This window comes from Xanthomonas sontii, from assembly GCF_040529055.1.
GTDB classification, from domain to species: domain Bacteria; phylum Pseudomonadota; class Gammaproteobacteria; order Xanthomonadales; family Xanthomonadaceae; genus Xanthomonas_A; species Xanthomonas_A sontii.
The window spans coordinates 4,415,798-4,432,141 of sequence record NZ_CP132342.1 but is presented as its reverse complement, the minus strand read 5'-3'; the positions used below and the strand labels follow the sequence as shown (position 1 = coordinate 4,432,141).

Genomic DNA, 16,344 nt, shown 5'->3' with positions numbered 1-16,344 from the left:
GCGGCACGGCGGCGTAGAATTCGGCAACCGCAACCGGAGCGCCGACATGCTGACCATCTGGGGCCGCCACAATTCGAGCAACGTGCGCAAGGTGCTGTGGTGCGCGGAGGAGATCGGCCTGGCCTACACCTCCATCGAGGTCGGCGGCGCGTTCGGCGGCAACGATCAGCCGGCCTATCGCGCGCTCAATCCCAATGGCCTGGTGCCGGCGATCGAGGATGATGGCCTGGCGCTGTGGGAATCCAATGCCATCGTCCGCTACCTGGCCGCGCGCTACGCCCCGGACACGCTGTACCCGCAGGACCCGGTGCTGCGCGCGCACGGCGACAAGTGGATGGACTGGACCACCTCGCGCTTCGCCGGCGCCTTCCGCGATCTGTTCTGGGGCGTGTTGCGCACCGCGCCGGAACAGCGCGATGCAGCCAGGATCGCCGCCGCGCTGGAACAATCGGCCGAGCTGTTGCACACCGCCGACGCCGCACTGTCACAACAGCCCTGGCTGTCGGGCGAGCACTTCGCCATGGGCGACATCCCGTTGGGCAGCTTCGCCTATGCCTGGTTCGAGATGCCGATCGAACGCCCGGCACTACCGCACCTGCACGCCTGGTACCAACGTCTGCAGCAGCGCCCGGCCTATCGCAAGGGCGTGATGACGGCGCTGACCTGAGTGCGGCGTTTCCGGCGGGGGACGGTGCCGTCGCGGCGGTGGCCATGCCCGTCAACCGCTCGCTCCCACCTGACGGCAAGGAGCCGCTACCCGTGATCGAACCTCCCAAGATCGTGCTGTGCATTCCCGGCCCATGGCTGGATCGGTCCGAACTGCTCGCGCGCATCGTCCAGGACAGCGGTGGCTACCTGTTCGCCGGGCTGGTGCTGATGCACATGGACAGCGGCCAGGCATGTGAGCTGCAGTACGAACCGCACGATGCGCGCATGGCCGCCGCGTTCGCCGCCGCCGGCCCGCATTGGCGGGGCTCGGCCGACATGGCGCGTATCCGGACGCATGCGTCCGTCGTCTACCTGATCGGTGCCGGCGGCTCGCGGGTGCGTGCGGAGACGATGATGCGCGCGGCTGCGGCGTTGCTGGACGCCGGCGGCCTGGGGGTGAAGGTGGAAAGCAGCGGCGTCGCCCACAGCCCCGCCGACTGGCGGCAACTGTGCGCGGACCTGTCGCTAGGCAGCGCCCACCGCGCCTATGTGTTGAACATCACCGGCGAGCAGGTCCACTCCTGCGGCATGCACCAGTTCGGCATGAAGGACGCGATCGTCGCGGCGCAGGCGGCATCCGACCCGGTCGCCCTGCTGCACACCTTCACCTGCTACCTGTTCAACGAAGCGCCCGACGTGCGCGCCGGCCATACCTTCTCGGTCGCGGCGGATGCGCCGCGCTACCGGATCCAGGCCGAAGCCAGCAGCCAGTTCCAGCCCGGCGACCTGTTCGCCAATCCCTACGGCCTGTGGCGGCTGACGCCGCTCTGACGCCGCGTTGCTTCCTGCATCCGTGTGCGGTGTCGGCGACGCGCCGCCGAATGCGTGCGCGCCTCAGGGTCTCCCGCCCGCCACCGCCGGCAGCGCGTCGCCGCCCGCGCGGCGCATCACCCAGTTGAACAGCGGGGTGGCCATCAGCGTGGAGGTGATGGCCATCAGCACCAGGATCGAGAACAGGCCCTGTTCGATAACCCCGGCCTGCAGGCCGATGTTGATGATGATCAGCTCCATCAGGCCGCGCGCGTTCATCAGTGCGCCGATCGCCATCGCATTGCGGTTGGTCTCGCCGCTGATCCGCGCCGCGGCCCAGCAGGCGATGCCCTTGCCCAGGAACGAGGCCAGCAGGACCGCGCCGGCGGCCAGCAGGATCTGCGGGTCCAGCAGCACGCTCAGCTCGGTCTTGAGCCCGGAGAAGGTGAAGAACATCGGCAGCAGGAACACCACCACGAACGGCTGCAATTGCTCGCGCAGTTTTTCGGTCAGAGCGCCCTTGGGCAGGCAGGCGCCGAGCAGGAAACCGCCGAACACCGCGTGGATGCCGATCGCGTCCATCGCCCAGGCGCTGACGCAGAACAGCATCAGCACCACCGCCAGCACCCCGGCGCTCAGCGGTTGCTCGGGGCGCACGTGGTCGGCCAGGCGGCGCAGCCAGTGGCGGCCGACCAGCAGCATGAACAGCGCGTAGCCCACGCCGCCGCCGATCGCCAGATAGGCGCTGCCCCAGCTGCCGCCGAAGCTGGCCAGCACCAGCGCGAGGATGCACCAGGCCGCGGCGTCGTCGACCGCGCCGGCGGTCAACGCCAGCGTGCCCAGCGGGCTGCCGGTGAGGCCGCGCTCGTGGATGATCCGCGCCAGCATCGGGAAGGCGGTGATGGCGATGGCCGCGCCCAGGAACAGCGACGCCTCCAGCAGCTTGGCCTTGGCCGAGAACAGTCCGGGCACGTGCAGCAGCCATGGCGCCAGCACGAAGGCGAGCACGAACGGCACGGCGATGCCGGCCAGCGACACGCCCATCGCGCTGCGGTAGCGCGTGCGGAAGTGCTCGCCGCGGAAATCGGTGCCGACCAGGAACATGTACAGGCCCACGCCGAACTGCGCGGCCACGTACAGCATGTCCAGGGTCGGCTTGGGGAACAGCGCCTGCTGCAGGTCCGGCAGCAGCGCGCCGAACAGCGACGGCCCCAGCGCCACGCCGGCGATCATCTCGCCGACCACCTGCGGCTGGCCCAGGCGCCTGGCCAGCAGGCCGACCAGCCGGCATACCAGCAGGATCACCGCCGCCTGCAGGAAGAAATACACCGACATCTGCGGGGTGGTCATGGGCGGCCGTCCTGGAAGTGTCGGCGGATGATAGGAGGCCGTGGCGATGAAATCCACGCGGCCGCGCCGCACATGGTGGGGCGGGGCGCGTTTGCGGTATGGTGCCTGGCGCGCGCATGGCGCAGGCCGTACACGCATGCGGACCGACACCGCAGGACGCACCGGGGAGCGAAGCGATGAGCAAGGGATGGACGCGGCGGCAATGCCTGGGCGCCGCTGCCGCGGGCGCAGTGGCCGGCGTGCTGCCCGGGGCCGCCATCGCGGGCGCCGCCGCTGCCGGTGCGCACGATGCCGACGCGCTGTACCGGCGTGCGCTGGTGCTCGACGCCAACGTCCTGGCCTCGATCGGGCAGGTATTCGATGGCCCGGATGCACCGCAGCTGTTGCAGCAATTGCGCGACTCCGGCGTGTCGGCGCTGAAGACCACGCTGGGCGGTGCGGCCGGCGACTTCGAGACCGCCGTGCAGGACATCGCCGCCGCGCAGGCGCTGGTCGAGCGCTATCCCGAGCATTTCCTCAAGGTGCTGCAGCCGGCCGACCTGCGCCGCGCCAAGCGCGAGGGGCGCGTCGCGCTGATCTTCTCCTTCGAATCGGCAGCGATGCTGGAGGACAAGCCCGCGCGCATCGACCTGTTCCGCCAGCTCGGGGTGCGGGTCATGCAACTGACCTACAACCGCACCACGCCGTTCGGCGTGGGCTGCCTGGACGGCGACACGGGCGGTGTCACCGCGCTCGGCCGCGACGCCATCGCGCGCATGAACCGGCTCGGCGTGGCGCTGGATCTCAGCCATTGCAACCTGCAGACCACCCGCGACGGCATTGCGCTGTCGCAGCGTCCGCCCGTCATCACCCATGCCGGTTGCGCCGCGGTGTTCGTGCATCCGCGCAACAAGCAGGACGCCGAACTGCGCGCGCTGGCCGACAAGGGCGGAGTGATGGGCGTGTACATGCTGCCGTTCCTGACCGAGGACAGCCGCCAGCCGCAGCTGGCCGACTACCTGCGTCATCTGCAGCACGCCCTGGACGTGTGTGGCGAGGACCATGTCGGCATCGGCACCGACTCGCTGTTCTTCCCGATCACCGAGCAGGACCGGCGCGCCTTCGAGGAAGACCTGGTGCAGCGCCGTCGCGACGGCATCGGCGCCCCGGGCGAGAACCGTCTGCCCTATCTGCCCGACGCCAACACCCCGCGCAAGCTCGAACGCGTCGCCGACGCGCTGCTGCGCCAGGGCTACAGTGCCCGGGTCGCCGAAAAGGTGCTGGGAGCGAATTTCGAACGGGTGTTCGGCGAGATCTGGAGTGTGTGACGCTGTGCTGTGCGCAAAGGACCTGCGTGACGCCCCGGTAGGTGGTGCGTTGCACGCGGCGTCGTTCATCGTTCCAGCGGCACCGCGCCGCCCGCATTGACCGGGCCCTCGCACAGGTTCAGACTTGCCGCCACATTTCCACCCGAACGTCCACGCCGCCATGGCCCACGCACCGCTGCTGATATTGCCCAACGCCCTGCGCGTCAGCGCAGGCCGGGTGCGCCTGCCTGAAGGAGTGGTCGACGCCGTGCGCTAACGCCGGCCATCGCCCGATCCGCCGCAGACAAGCACCCGATGGGTGCTTTTTTATTGCCTGTTTTTCGCTGTTCCACCGTTCCGACACGCCAAGGAGAACGTGCCATGCACTACGCCGCCGAACCCGAAACCTAGCCGTATGCCCGCCTCGCCAACCGGGGCATGCGGCGTCCCCCGTGTTGGCAATGCGGAACCTATCTCATGAACACGCACACCCTTTCCCGCTGGCGCAATCTCGGCATCATCGCCCACATCGACGCCGGCAAGACCACCCTCACCGAACGCCTGCTGTGGGCCACCGGCGCGATCCATCGCATCGGCGAAGTCCACGATGGCGCCGCCACCACCGACTTCTCCGATATCGAGCGCGCCCGCGGCATCACCATCGGCGCGGCCGCGGTACAGGCGCAGTGGGCGCCAGCCCGGCAGCCGGTGCATCGCCTGACCCTGATCGATACCCCCGGACATATCGATTTCGCGATCGAGGTGGAACGCTCGCTGCGCGTGCTCGACGGCGCGGTCGCGGTGTTTTCCGCGGTCGACGGCGTGCAGCCGCAATCCGAAACCGTGTGGCGGCAAGCACGCCGCCACGGCGTGCCGATGCTCGCGTTCGTCAACAAGATGGACCGTGCCGGTGCCTCGTTCGACGGCGTGCTGGCGCAGTTGCGCAGCAAGCTCGACGCGACGGTGTGGGCGGTCGGCGTGCCGGTGCCGGGCGACTCCGGCTTCGACGGCTGGAGCGACTTGGTCGGCGGCCGCCTGCTGAGCTGGGACGACGCGGGGCAACTGCACACGCGCGCCTGGAACACCGAGGAGGCGGCCGCGTTCGCGGACGCACGCGAGCAGTTGATCGCCGCGGTGGCCGAGCACGACGAGGCGCTGGCGCAGGCCTATCTCGAGGAACGCGCGATCGACGCCGAGCTGCTGCGCGCCGCTTTGCGCCGGGCCACCCTGGCCGGCGCCGGCGTGCCGGTGCTGGCCGGCTCGGCGTTCAAGCGCAAGGGCATCGAGCCGTTGCTGGACGCGATCGTCGACTGGCTGCCGTCGCCGCTGGACCGCCCGCCGGTCGCCGCCCGGGCCGACACGGACGCCGATGCCGGCGCCGAGGACGGACCCGACACCTTGCTGGTGCCGGATCCGTCCGGTCCGCTGGCGGCGCTGGTGTTCAAGTTCGCGCATACCGCGCAGGGGCCGTTGGCGTTCGTGCGCGTGTATTCGGGCACCTTGCGCGTCGGCGACACGGTGTGGACGTCGCATGCGCGGCGTCCGCGCCGGGTCGGGCGGCTGGCGGTGGTGCAGGCGCAGCGCACCCACGACGTGGCGCAGGCGCAGGCCGGCGAGATCGTCGCCGTGCTCGGCTGGAAGGACGCGGTCAGCGGCGAGACGCTCAGCGGCGTGCAGGCACGGTGGGTGCTGGAACGCATTCGCACGCAACCGCCCGTGCTCGCGTGGCGGCTCGGCGCGGCCAACGCGACCGACCTGGTGCGGCTGGGCCAGGGCCTGGCGCGGTTGGCGCAGGAGGATCCGTCCTTCCGCGTCGACAGCGATCCGGAGACCGGTGAAGCGGTGATCTGGGGCATGGGCGAGCTGCATCTGGAGGTGATGGTCGAGCGCTTGCGCAGCGAGTGGCACGTGGACGTGCGCACCGGCGCGCCGCGCGTGGCCTACCAGGAAACGCCGCGTGCGGCCGCGCTGGGCGTGGCGGCGCGGCTGTCCAAGCAGAACGGCGGCCAGGGCCAGTTCGCGCAGGTGGTGCTGGATGTGCTGCCACGTGCGGACGGCGCAGTGACCTTCGTCGACCGCAGCCGTGGCGGGGTGGTGCCGAAAGCCTTCGTCGCCGCCACCGAGAAGGGTGCGCGTGCGGCGCTGGCGCAAGGTCCGCTCGGCCATCCGGTGGTCGGCGTGGAGGTGGTGCTGGTCGATGGCCAGGCGCATGCGGTGGATTCGTCGGACCTGGCGTTCCAGCGCGCGGCTTCGGACGCGGTGAAGGTGGCGCTGGCGCAGGCCGGCACGCTGCTGCTGGAGCCGGTGATGGCGGTGGCGATCGATGCGCCTGCGCACAGCGTCGGCGACGTGCTCGGCGATCTGCAGCGGCGCGAGGGACGCGTCGTGGCGATCGAAGAGCGCGGCTCCCGTGCCGAGGTGGTCGCGCAGGCGCCACTGGCGCAACTGCAGGCCTATGCCACGGCGTTGCGTTCGCTGACCCAGGGACGGGCATCGGCGAGCATGACCTTCGACGGCTATGCGCCGGTCAAGGCCGCGTGAGCCGCATTGCCATCTGGCAATGCGGCAGGAAAACGAGGAGTCGGTTCGCCGGCTCCTCTTTTTTTGCGTACGGATTTTCTAGCGGCGGCGACACTGCGGCGCACTCGCCGATGGGGCGGCGGCGATGGTGTTCTGGATCCGCATGGGCACGCGTCCATGGCGTTTCCTCTGTGTCGCCCGAACTTGCCTGACGACGGCCCGCGACGGTGCCAGCGTCATGCCGATGCCCGGTGCTTGCGTCGACGCCGCGATCCAGGCTTCATAGCCGGCCCCGATCGCCGGAGCCGCCCATGCATCGCCGTCTTGCCCTGCTGACCTTGTTCGCCCTGTCGCCGGTACTCGCCGCGGCGCAGCCGCCGGGATGCCAGACGCCGTTGCAGGTGGCCGAGGGTCTGTTCCGGGCGCGCGATGTCGATTGGCAGCCGCAGAACCTGGAGAAGTTGCTGACGCCGCCCTTCGCCCAGGCGCTCCAGGCCGACCGGCGCTGCGCCAGGCGCGATGGCAGGTGCCGGCTGGACTTCGCCCCATGGACCGATGCCCAGGACGGGCAACTGCAGAGCGCGCCGAGATTCACTCTGGTCTCCGGTGGTGCGCAGGCCACGGTGGTGGAGGTGCGGATGGATTACCGGCGCACGCTCGGCGGCGCCGGCTCGGTCAAGATCGAGCTGCAGCGCCGCGGCAACGGCTGCTGGGCGGTCAGCGACCTGATCGCGCCGGATGGACAATCGCTGTTCGCGCTGCTGACCGACGCGCAGGACTAGGCGCGCAGCGCGGCACGCCGCATAGGAATTCAGATCCCTTTTTGGAATTGGCGAGGAGTGGCTGCGCTGCGCGGGCCGACCCTCACCCCAACCCCTCTCCCGGGGGGAGAGGGGCTAGGAGCGCGGCAAGGGCCTGGGGCTACTGCAGCTTCAGCATCACGATCGCCTTGGCCGGCAGCGCCACCTGCAGCGTGTCGCCCTGCACGCGCGCGCCGGCGAAGGCGGCCGGGCGCACCGCCTGCGGCTGGGCGAAGGTGTTGAGCGCGTCGATGGTCGGCGCGGTCAGGATCTGACCGTCGACGCCGCGCGTCTGCACGCCGTCGACCTGCACCGTAACGTCGGCGCTGCGGTTCGGGTCCAGATTGGTCAGCGCCACGTACACGTGCCCGTCCTTGGCCCGCACCGCCGAGCCGTGCACCGCCGGCACTGTATAGCCGGCATGCCGGTAGTCGGGCGTGCTGATCTGCAGCGGCAGCGCGGTCGCGTCCTGGTAGGGCTTGTACAGCATGAACACGTGGTAGGTCGGCGTCAGCAGCATCCTGTCGCCGTCGGTGAGGATCATCGCCTGCAGCACGTTGACCATCTGCGCGATGTTGGCCATGCGCACGCGGTCGGCATGCTGGACGAAGATGTCCAGGTTGAGCGACGCCACCAGTGCGTCGCGCAAGGTGTTCTGCTGGTGCAGGAAACCCGGGTTCACGTCGGGCAGGCCCTTGTACCAGGTGCCCCATTCGTCGACCACCAGCGCGACCTTCCTGTCCGGGTCGTACTTGTCCATGATCGCGCTGTGCTTGCTGATCAACTCGTCCATCCGCAGCGTGCGCGACAGCGTTTCGATCCACGCCGCCTCGTCGAAGCTGGTGGAGGAGGCGCGCGGCGGCCAGCCGCCGGGCACGGTGTAGTAGTGCAGGCTCAGGCCGTCCATGAACTTGCCGGCCTCGCGCATCATCACCTCGGTCCAGTGGTAGTCGTCTTCGTTCGGGCCGGGCGCGATCTTGAGGATCTTCTGGTCGGCCGGCGCCTTGACGAAGGTCTGGTAGCGGCGGAACACGTCGGCGGCGTACTCGGCGCGCATGTTGCCGCCGCAGCCCCACAGCTCGTTGCCGACGCCGAAGAACGGCACCTTCCACGGGGCCTGGCGGCCGTTGCGGCGGCGCTGTTCGGCCAGGGTCGAGCGCGTGGGCGCGGTCATGTATTCCACCCACTGCGCCATCTCGTCCGGCGCCGCGTCGCCGACGTTGCCGGCCACGTACGCCTGCGTGCCGAGCAGTTCGGTGAGGTCCATGAACTCGTGGGTGCCGAAGCTGTTGGGTTCCTCCACGCCGCCCCAGTGGGTGTTGACGCTGGTCGGGCGCTGGTTGCGCGGACCGATGCCGTCGCGCCAGTGGTATTCGTCGGCGAAGCAGCCGCCGGGCCAGCGGATGTCCGGCACGTCCAGCGCCTTCAGCGCGGCGACCACGTCGTTGCGGTAGCCGCGGGTGTTGGGGATCTTCGAGTCCGGGCCGACCCAGACGCCGCCGTAGATGCCGTTGCCCAGATGCTCGGCGAACTGTCCGAACAGGTGGCGCGACACCGCGGCGCCAGGGCGGTCGGCACGCAGCGTGCCGCGCACCTCGACGTCGGCGGCCTGCGCCAGTGTGGCGGCCAGTGCCAGGCCGAGCGTCGCGGCGATCAGCGGCAGCCGCCGCCAGTGTGCCGCACGCTGCTGCAGGAAACGGGGCGAACGCATCGGGAGCTCCTTGTCGGGTAGGGCGGCGCCGTCGCCAGCGCCGCGTGGGAGTGACGGCCGGCGCGCGGCCTTGGCCATGAAGCCCAGGCGCTGCCGTATCCGGGGCGCGCACCCCCCGGCACGATCGCTTCCGTGCCTGTCCCCGATGTGCTCCGCTCCCGAGCATAGAAGACACGTGGAGGGCGAACCAATGCCCAAATGCGACGCCGCTATATCGGAATTGCAATGCGCGGCATGGCGCCGCATGCGGTGTGTTGCCAGAACGTGCGCGGTATCGCACAGCGCGTTGTCGGCGCTCGCGCGGCGATGGCCGTGTCGCGCCCTCGCTGGTTATGCTGCGGACCCCGCGCATGCGCACCGACTTCCAAGGCTCCTGCATGTCCTCGCTCTTCGGTCATCTTCCCGACGGTACCGCCATCCAGCGCATGGTCCTGGACAGCGGCGACGGCCTGCGCGCCGAAGTGCTGACCTATGGCGGCCTGCTGCGCAGCCTGCGCCTGCACGGCACGCACGGCGAGACCGAACTGGTGCTGGGGCTGCCGACGCTGCAGGACTACCTGCAGGACCCGGCCTACCTGGGCGTGCTGGTCGGGCGCTTCGGCAACCGCATCGCCGGGTCGGCCTTCACCGTCGATGGCCGGCACTACGCGGTCACCGCCAACGAGGGCGCCAACCATCTGCACGGCGGCGCGCTGGGCTTCGGCCGCCGGGTGTGGACGGTGTCGGCGCAGACCGAGCGCATGCTGCAGTTGCGCTACGACTCGCCGGCCGGCGAGGAGGGCTATCCGGGCAACCTGTCGGTGGAGGCGACCTACCGCGTCGAAGACCGTTGCCTGAGCGTCGAGTTCGTCGCGCAGACCGATGCGCCGACCCCGCTCAATCTCACCCACCATCCCTATTTCAACCTGGCCGGCGATGCCGCGGTGCCGGCCGCGGCACAGTGGCTGCGGGTGCCGGCCGACCGTTACCTGCCGGTGCGCGATGCGGCGCTGCTGCCGCGCGGCGAGGTCGCCACGGTGGCCGGCACGCCGTTCGATTTCCGCCAGGCGCGTGCCATCGCCGACAAGGACATCGCCGCCGATCCGCAGCTCTCGCTCAGCGCCGGCTACGACCACTGCCTGGTGCTGGCCGACGGCCACGACTGCACCGCGCTGCTGTATTCGCCGCACAGCGGCGTGGCCATGCGCATCGCCAGCCCGATGCCGGCCGTGCAGCTGTACGAAGGCCAGGGCCTGGACCGGCAGCATCCGGCGCTGGGCCGCGGTATCTGCCTGGAGCCGCAGGGCTATCCGGACGCGCCGAACCAGCCGGGCTTTCCCGATTGCATCCTGCGTCCCGGCCAGGTCTATCGGCACCGCATCGACTACCGCTTCGCCGAGGTCGGCCGCGGCGCCGACTGGGCGGCGGTGGAGGCGGCGCTGGCGGAGCAGGGCGGCGGTTGAGGCGTGGGACGTCGCAGGCGTGTCTGAAGCCGCGACCGGGCCTTTCCCGGTGTCAGCCGTCGCGGCTGAAGCCGCTTCTACGGGAAGACCGGGCCGCTACTGCGCGTGCCCCAGCACCAGTTCGATCACGAACTTGCTGCCGAAGAACGACAGCAGCAGGAGCACCATTGCCGCCAGGGTCCAGTGCACCGCCTTGACCCCGCGCCAGCCGTAGCGCCAGCGGCCGAACAGCAGCGCGCCGAACACGATCCACGACAGCACGCTGAGCACGGTCTTGTGCACCAGCCGCTGCGCCAGGAAATCCTGCACGAACAGCACCCCGGTCAGCAGGGTCAGGGTCAGCAGGATGAAGCCGACCACGATGGTGCGGAACAGCAGCGTTTCCAGCGCGGTTAGCGGCGGCAACGCGCGCAGCCAGGGATGGAAGTCGCGGCGTCGCAGCGCGCGTTCCTGCAGCCACAGCATCACCGCCAGCAGCGCGGCGATGCCCAGCGTGGCGTAGGCCAGCAGCGCCAGCCAGGCGTGCAGTTGCAGCCGCCAGTCCAGCACCGGCGCCGGCTCGTGGCCGTAGCCGTGGTAGGCCAGCAGCAGCGCCGCCGACAGCGGGAACACGACCACGCCCAGCGCGGCCATGCGCCCGCTGGCGCCGACCAGGGCGGTCATCAGCGCCATGCCCAGGCTGACCAGCGACAGCGCGGCGAAGAAGTGCATGTCCGGGCCACCGGCGGTGTGCAGGGCCACCTGCACGTGATAGCCCGCATGCAGGGCCACCGCCGGCAGCGCCGGCCACAGCCAGGCCCGGCTGCGGTCCACCCGGTCGCGCACCACCGCGGCGATCAGCAGGCCGGTGGCGGCCAGGTACAGCAGGGCGGCGAGGACGGTGATGAGCATCGCGCCAGTTTCGCATATCGGGCCAGCCGCCGTGACGGCGCCGCCGGGGATCGCCGGCGCGCCCGGCTATAATCGACGGCCGTTTCCCGTCCGCGACCCGCCCGCATGTTCGAATCCCTCACCCAACGCCTCTCCGGCACCATGCAGCGCCTGCGCGGCCGCGGTCGCCTGACCGAGGAGAACATCCGCGAAGCCACCCGCGAAGTGCGCATCGCGCTGCTCGAGGCCGACGTCGCCCTGCCGGTGGTGCAGGCGCTGATCGAGCGCATCAAGGTCCGCGCGGTCGGCCAGGAAGTGCTCAAGAGCCTGACCCCGGGCCAGGCGCTGATCAAGGTCGTGCGCGACGAGCTGACCGCGGTGATGGGCTCGGCCGCCAGCGACCTCAACCTCAACGTGCCGGCGCCGGCGATCGTGCTGATGGCCGGCCTGCAGGGCGCGGGCAAGACCACCACGGTCGGCAAGCTGGCCAAGCACCTGAAGGAAAAGCGCAAGAAGAAGGTGATGGTGGTGTCGGCCGACGTGTACCGCCCGGCCGCGATCGAGCAGCTCAAGACCCTGGCCGAGCAGGTCGGGGTGCTGTTCTTCCCGTCCGAGGCCTCGCAGAAGCCGGTGGACATCGTCCGTGCCGCCATCGCCGACGCCCGCAAGTCCTTCGTCGACGTGCTGCTGGTGGATACCGCCGGCCGCCTGGCCATCGACGCGGCGATGATGGAGGAGATCAAGGCGCTGCACGCGGCGATCGCCCCGGTCGAGACCCTGTTCGTGGTCGACGCGATGACCGGCCAGGACGCCGCCAACACCGCCAAGGCGTTCAGCGAGGCGCTGCCGCTGACCGGCGTGGTGCTGACCAAGACCGACGGCGACGCCCGCGGCGGCGCGGCGCTGAGCGTGCGCTACATCACCGGCAAGCCGATCAAGTTCATCGGCGTCGGCGAGAAGCCGGACGGCCTGGACGTGTTCCATCCCGACCGCCTGGCCAGCCGCATCCTCGACATGGGCGACGTGCTGTCGCTGGTCGAGCAGGTCGAGCACCAGGTCGACAAGGACAAGGCGCAGAAGCTGGCCGAGAAGGTCGCCAAGGGCAAGAAGTTCGACCTCAACGACATGCGCGACCAGCTCGAGCAGATGCAGAACATGGGCGGCCTGTCCGGGCTGATGGACAAGCTGCCGGGCATGGGCCAGATCCCCGAGCACCTCAAGCAGCAGGTCGCCGGCAACAAGGACGTGCCGCGGATGATCGCCATCATCGGCTCGATGACCAAGAAGGAGCGGCGCAACCCGGGCCTGCTCAACGGCTCGCGCCGCGCGCGCATCGCCCGCGGTTCCGGTACCCAGCCGGCCGACGTCAACAAGCTGATGAAGCAGTATCAGCAGATGGAAAAGATGATGAGCAAGATGGCCGGCGGCGGCATGAAGGGCCTGATGCGCGGCATGAAGGGCATGCTCGGCGGCATGGGCGGCCGCGGCGGCCTGCCGTTCCGCTGAGCCCGCGGCCACGGCGCGTGCGGTGAGCGTGTCCGTCGGCACGCGCGTGCTGCGCCTGGCCCTGGCGCTGGCCCTGGCGCTGCACTCGGCCTCCGGCTGGGCGGTGCTGCCGGCGACGCTGGTGTACTGGGTGCTGGTGGTGCTGGTCGCTGCAGCGATCGATCGCGCGATGGCGCGACGCACGGCCGGCAGTACCGCGGCGGCTTCCCTGGGCCCCGCCATTGGCGAGGCCGGCGTCACGCCCGCGCCGGCGCGGTTGCCGCCGCCAGCGCAGCCCGTCATCCCACCTGCGGCGATGCGTGCGCGGCCGTCCGGTCCGCGCCAATGGCGCCGCCATCTCGAGGACATCGTCCCGTTCCCGGAGGAGCGCTTCCCGCGCCAGGGCATCTGCACCGCCTCCGAGCTGGTGCTGTCCGCCGGCGATGCGCTGGTGCTCGCCTTCCATCCCGCCGCCGACGGCCCCGCGCAGTGGCGCTGCGACCTGCTGGCGCCGGGCGCGACCCAGGCGCAGTGGCTGGACGTGGCGGCCGATGCCGAGTGCGTCGTGCCGATCGTGCGCACCGGCGTGTACTCGATCGGTATCGGCCAGGCCGAGCTGCAGGTGCCCGGCACGGTGGCGCTGTGGCGGCGCGTGCCGGAACCGGAGCGGCTGGCGCTGCCGGTGCAGCCGCTGCGCGGCACGCCGCTGGCGTATGCGCAGCGCCCCGATGGCAGCCTCGCCGTCACCGAGGCGCCAGCGCGTGACGCATGGCCGCTGGCGCAGTTGCCGCCGCGTTGCGTGGCGCACGTGCCGGTCGCGGCCGCGTTGCTGTTCGCCGGCGCCGAGCGGGCCTGGGACGTGCATGGAGCGCCGGACACCGTGGTGGCGGATCCCGCGGATGACGTGGTCGTGCATCGTCACTTTCTGCAGCTGAGCCAGGGCGACGTCCTGGTGCTGGAGGCGGTGTGGACATCCGGCCTGTTCGGTCGGTCACTGCCGGTACCCGGCGGCAGCCGTCCGACCGACGGCGAACTGGGGCTGTTCGCGCTGTTGCACGGGCCGCAGCTGATGGCCTTGCGTCCGTCCGCGGCGACGTCGGCGTGCGTGGAGGTGGTGTGTCCGGTCGATGGGCTGTATTGCCTGGAGCTGCGGCTGTCCGGTCCGGCGGCGTGGCGCGATCGTGCTGTCGAGACGTTCGTCGATCTGCGGCTGTGGGGTGCCTTCGTCCAGTGCCCGTCACGGTTGCGCGCTTTTTCCCTGCAGCAGGTGTGGGTCGGCGATCGGGACCGGCAATGTTTGCCGGTGCCGCTGCCGTGAGCGTCCTCGCATCTCTGGCACGGCGGCCGGAAGGCGGCGCGGCTACCATGGCCGTTCCTGGAATCGCGGAGCACCCATGATGCAGCGCCTGGCGCGCGTGGACGCCTTTCGGCAGCGCTTCGGCCTGCGCCTGCCGATCCTGCTCAGCCCGATGGCCGGTGCCTGCCCGGTGCCGCTGTCGGCCGCGGTCGCCGCGGCCGGCGGCATGGGGGCGATTGGCGCGGTGCTGTCGGCGCCGCAGGACATCGTGGCGTGGATGGACGCGTTCCGCGCCGCCGGCGGTGGGCCGGCGCAGGTCAACCTGTGGGTGCCGGATCCGTTGCCCGCGCGCGATGCTGCCGCCGAGGCCGAGGTGCGCGCCTTTCTCGCGGCCTGGGGCCCGCCGGTCGACGCCGCCGCCGGCGATGCGGCGCCGGCCGATTTCGATGCCCAGTTCGAGGCCCTGCTCGCGGCGCGGCCGGCAGTGGCCTCGTCGATCATGGGCCTGTTCCGGCCGGACCAGGTGCAGCGCCTGCAGCAGGCCGGGATCGCCTGGTTCGCCTGCGCCACCACCTTGGAAGAGGCGCTGGCTGCGCAGGCCGCCGGGGCCGATGCGGTGGTCGCGCAGGGGGCGGAGGCCGGCGGCCATCGCGGGGCCTTCGAGGCCGGCAGCGCCGAGCGGCAGTTGACCGGGCTGTTCGCGCTGCTGCCGCGCCTGGCCGACCAGCTGCAGATCCCGGTGATCGCCGCCGGTGGCATCGGCGACGGCCGCGGCATCGCCGCCGCGCTGACCCTGGGCGCGAGCGCGGTGCAGATCGGCACCGCCCTGCTGCGCACCCCGGAGGCGGCGCTGGCACCGGCCTGGGCGGATGCGCTGGCCCAGGTCGAACCCGAGCAGACCACGTTGACCCGCGCCTTTTCCGGCCGCCTGGGCCGCGCGCTGGCCACCGACTACGTGCGCGCCGCCGCTGCCGCGGAGGCGCCGCCGCCGCGGCCGTACCCGGTGCAGCGTGGCCTGACTGCGCCGATGCGCCAGGCCGCACAGCGCGCCGGCCGCCTGGCGGCGATGCAGGCCTGGGCCGGGCAGTCGGCGTGGATGGCCCAGGCCGAGCCGGCGGCAGAACTGCTGGCGCGCTGGTGGGCGCAGGCGCAGGCCCTGCGGTGAGCGCGCAGGTCTTCCATCGCGGGCAGCCGGCGGATGCCGACCTGCTGGCCGCCGCCGCGCTGGTGAACTACGGGCACTTCAGCACCATGCAGGTGCGCAATGGCGCCGTGCGCGGGTTCGAGCTGCATCTGCAGCGGCTGCAACAGGCGAATGCGGCGCTGTTCGGCAGCGCCTTGGCGGCCGAGCGCGTGCGCGGCGAGCTGCGCGCGGCGCTGGCCGCGTTCGGCAGGGGCGACGCGTCGCTGCGCGTCACCGTGTGCTCGCCCGCATTCACGCTGCGCCGGGCCGACGCCGACTGCGCGGTGGAACTGCTGGTGTCGCTGGCGGAACCGGCGCAGGCCGACCCGGCGCCGTTGCGCCTGCGCAGCAGCGTGTTCGCACGCGAGGCGGCGCAGTTCAAGCACGTCGGCACCTTCGGCGCCTTCCACCAGCGCCGTCTTGCGCTGCAGGCCGGCAGCGACGACGCGCTGCTCGTCGACGCGCAGGGGCAGGTGGCCGAAGGGCCGACCTGGAACCTGGGACTGTGGGACGGCGCCTGCCTGCACTGGCCACAGGCCCCGGCGCTGCACGGCACCCAGCAGCGGCTGCTGCAGGCCGGGCTCGCCGCGCTAGGCGTGGCGCAGGAGGTGCGGCCGCTGTCGCTCCACGAACTCGGGCCGGACGTGGCCGCCTTCACCTGCAACGCCCGCGGCCAGCAGGCGGTGGCGGCAGTAGACGGGCGCACGCTGCGCCCGGCCGCGGATCTATTGGCCATGCTGGAGGCGGCGTTGCACACCCAGCCCTGGCAGGCGATCTGAGCACTCCGTGGACGGCCATCGTGGCATGGCTGCCGCTCCTGGCGAATCCCCAATCTCGAATCCCCAATCCCGCGGCCGCAGGCCACGGCCCAGACTTGGCAGAGCCGGGGCCGGCCGCTATAATCGTCGGTTCACCGCGCCATCCTGGCGACTGGGCAACACC

General features: G+C 71.2%; 13 protein-coding genes. 10 read left to right on the top strand and 3 right to left on the bottom strand.

Going from position 1 to position 16,344, the window contains the following annotated elements; genetic code table 11:
* Positions 1 to 46 precede the first annotated feature (46 nt).
* Together RAB70_RS18610 and RAB70_RS18605 are read left to right on the top strand one after the other, a co-directional pair.
* Positions 47 to 667, top strand: a complete 621-nt coding sequence (locus RAB70_RS18610; protein WP_017913525.1) for a glutathione S-transferase family protein — start codon at positions 47 to 49, stop codon at positions 665 to 667.
* A gap of 92 nt (positions 668 to 759) precedes the next feature.
* A complete protein-coding gene (locus tag RAB70_RS18605; RefSeq protein WP_225851662.1) occupies positions 760 to 1,479 on the top strand; it encodes a DUF4261 domain-containing protein in 720 nt (239 codons plus the stop codon).
* A gap of 63 nt (positions 1,480 to 1,542) precedes the next feature.
* Here the strand turns inward: RAB70_RS18605 and RAB70_RS18600 are convergent, their stop codons facing one another.
* A complete protein-coding gene (locus tag RAB70_RS18600; RefSeq protein ID WP_017910272.1) occupies positions 1,543 to 2,808 on the bottom strand; it encodes a cation:proton antiporter in 1,266 nt (421 codons plus the stop codon).
* A gap of 176 nt (positions 2,809 to 2,984) precedes the next feature.
* On the opposite strand from RAB70_RS18600, the gene RAB70_RS18595 reads away from it, so the two are divergent.
* The 3 genes from RAB70_RS18595 to RAB70_RS18585 all read left to right on the top strand — a co-directional run bounded on the left by RAB70_RS18595 (position 2,985) and on the right by RAB70_RS18585 (position 7,396).
* Positions 2,985 to 4,115: a dipeptidase gene (locus RAB70_RS18595; protein ID WP_225851663.1), complete on the top strand. Its 1,131-nt coding sequence runs from the start codon at positions 2,985 to 2,987 to the stop codon at positions 4,113 to 4,115.
* A 456-nt stretch (positions 4,116 to 4,571) separates the two neighbouring features.
* A complete protein-coding gene (fusA, locus tag RAB70_RS18590; RefSeq protein WP_148829232.1) occupies positions 4,572 to 6,635 on the top strand; it encodes an elongation factor G in 2,064 nt (687 codons plus the stop codon).
* A gap of 290 nt (positions 6,636 to 6,925) precedes the next feature.
* The gene (locus RAB70_RS18585; RefSeq protein ID WP_148829233.1) at positions 6,926 to 7,396 is read left to right on the top strand and encodes a hypothetical protein; all 471 of its coding nucleotides are present in this window, start codon (positions 6,926 to 6,928) and stop codon (positions 7,394 to 7,396) included.
* A 139-nt stretch (positions 7,397 to 7,535) separates the two neighbouring features.
* Here RAB70_RS18585 and RAB70_RS18580 read toward each other — a convergent pair whose 3' ends face one another.
* Entirely contained in the window at positions 7,536 to 9,125 is a 1,590-nt protein-coding gene (locus tag RAB70_RS18580; protein ID WP_225851664.1) for an alpha-N-arabinofuranosidase, read from the bottom strand.
* Between the two features lie 377 nt (positions 9,126 to 9,502).
* On the opposite strand from RAB70_RS18580, the gene RAB70_RS18575 reads away from it, so the two are divergent.
* Positions 9,503 to 10,567, top strand: coding sequence for an aldose epimerase family protein (locus tag RAB70_RS18575; protein ID WP_192578955.1), 1,065 nt, complete (start codon positions 9,503 to 9,505; stop codon positions 10,565 to 10,567).
* 96 nt (positions 10,568 to 10,663) lie between these two features.
* On the opposite strand, the gene RAB70_RS18570 is transcribed toward RAB70_RS18575, so the two are convergent.
* Positions 10,664 to 11,458, bottom strand: coding sequence for an inner membrane protein YpjD (locus tag RAB70_RS18570; RefSeq protein WP_017910279.1), 795 nt, complete (start codon positions 11,456 to 11,458; stop codon positions 10,664 to 10,666).
* A gap of 105 nt (positions 11,459 to 11,563) precedes the next feature.
* Here RAB70_RS18570 and ffh point away from each other — a divergent pair, with 105 nt between their 5' ends.
* The 4 genes from ffh (at position 11,564) to RAB70_RS18550 (ending at position 16,181) form a co-directional block, all read left to right on the top strand.
* A complete protein-coding gene (ffh, locus tag RAB70_RS18565) occupies positions 11,564 to 12,943 on the top strand; it encodes a signal recognition particle protein (RefSeq protein WP_010342245.1) in 1,380 nt (459 codons plus the stop codon).
* 22 nt (positions 12,944 to 12,965) lie between these two features.
* Complete coding sequence (locus tag RAB70_RS18560; RefSeq protein WP_148829235.1) at positions 12,966 to 14,240, top strand: hypothetical protein; 1,275 nt, start codon at positions 12,966 to 12,968, stop codon at positions 14,238 to 14,240.
* 79 nt (positions 14,241 to 14,319) lie between these two features.
* Entirely contained in the window at positions 14,320 to 15,384 is a 1,065-nt protein-coding gene (locus RAB70_RS18555; RefSeq protein WP_148829249.1) for a nitronate monooxygenase family protein, read from the top strand.
* The gene (locus tag RAB70_RS18550) at positions 15,381 to 16,181 is read left to right on the top strand and encodes an aminotransferase class IV (protein ID WP_148829236.1); all 801 of its coding nucleotides are present in this window, start codon (positions 15,381 to 15,383) and stop codon (positions 16,179 to 16,181) included. Before RAB70_RS18555 ends, RAB70_RS18550 begins: the two co-directional genes overlap by 4 nt.
* Positions 16,182 to 16,344: the final 163 nt, after the last annotated feature.

Excerpts from the sequence above, each read along its gene's own strand:
- RAB70_RS18610 (WP_017913525.1), top strand. The coding sequence starts at position 47 with ATGCTGACCATCTGGGGCCGCCACAATTCGAGCAACGTGCGCAAGGTG.
- RAB70_RS18600 (WP_017910272.1), bottom strand. The coding sequence starts at position 2,808 with ATGACCACCCCGCAGATGTCGGTGTATTTCTTCCTGCAGGCGGCGGTG.
- RAB70_RS18595 (WP_225851663.1), top strand. The coding sequence starts at position 2,985 with ATGAGCAAGGGATGGACGCGGCGGCAATGCCTGGGCGCCGCTGCCGCG.
- fusA (WP_148829232.1), top strand. The coding sequence starts at position 4,572 with ATGAACACGCACACCCTTTCCCGCTGGCGCAATCTCGGCATCATCGCC.
- RAB70_RS18585 (WP_148829233.1), top strand. The coding sequence starts at position 6,926 with ATGCATCGCCGTCTTGCCCTGCTGACCTTGTTCGCCCTGTCGCCGGTA.
- RAB70_RS18580 (WP_225851664.1), bottom strand. The coding sequence starts at position 9,125 with ATGCGTTCGCCCCGTTTCCTGCAGCAGCGTGCGGCACACTGGCGGCGG.
- RAB70_RS18575 (WP_192578955.1), top strand. The coding sequence starts at position 9,503 with ATGTCCTCGCTCTTCGGTCATCTTCCCGACGGTACCGCCATCCAGCGC.
- RAB70_RS18570 (WP_017910279.1), bottom strand. The coding sequence starts at position 11,458 with ATGCTCATCACCGTCCTCGCCGCCCTGCTGTACCTGGCCGCCACCGGC.
- ffh (WP_010342245.1), top strand. The coding sequence starts at position 11,564 with ATGTTCGAATCCCTCACCCAACGCCTCTCCGGCACCATGCAGCGCCTG.
- RAB70_RS18555 (WP_148829249.1), top strand. The coding sequence starts at position 14,320 with ATGCAGCGCCTGGCGCGCGTGGACGCCTTTCGGCAGCGCTTCGGCCTG.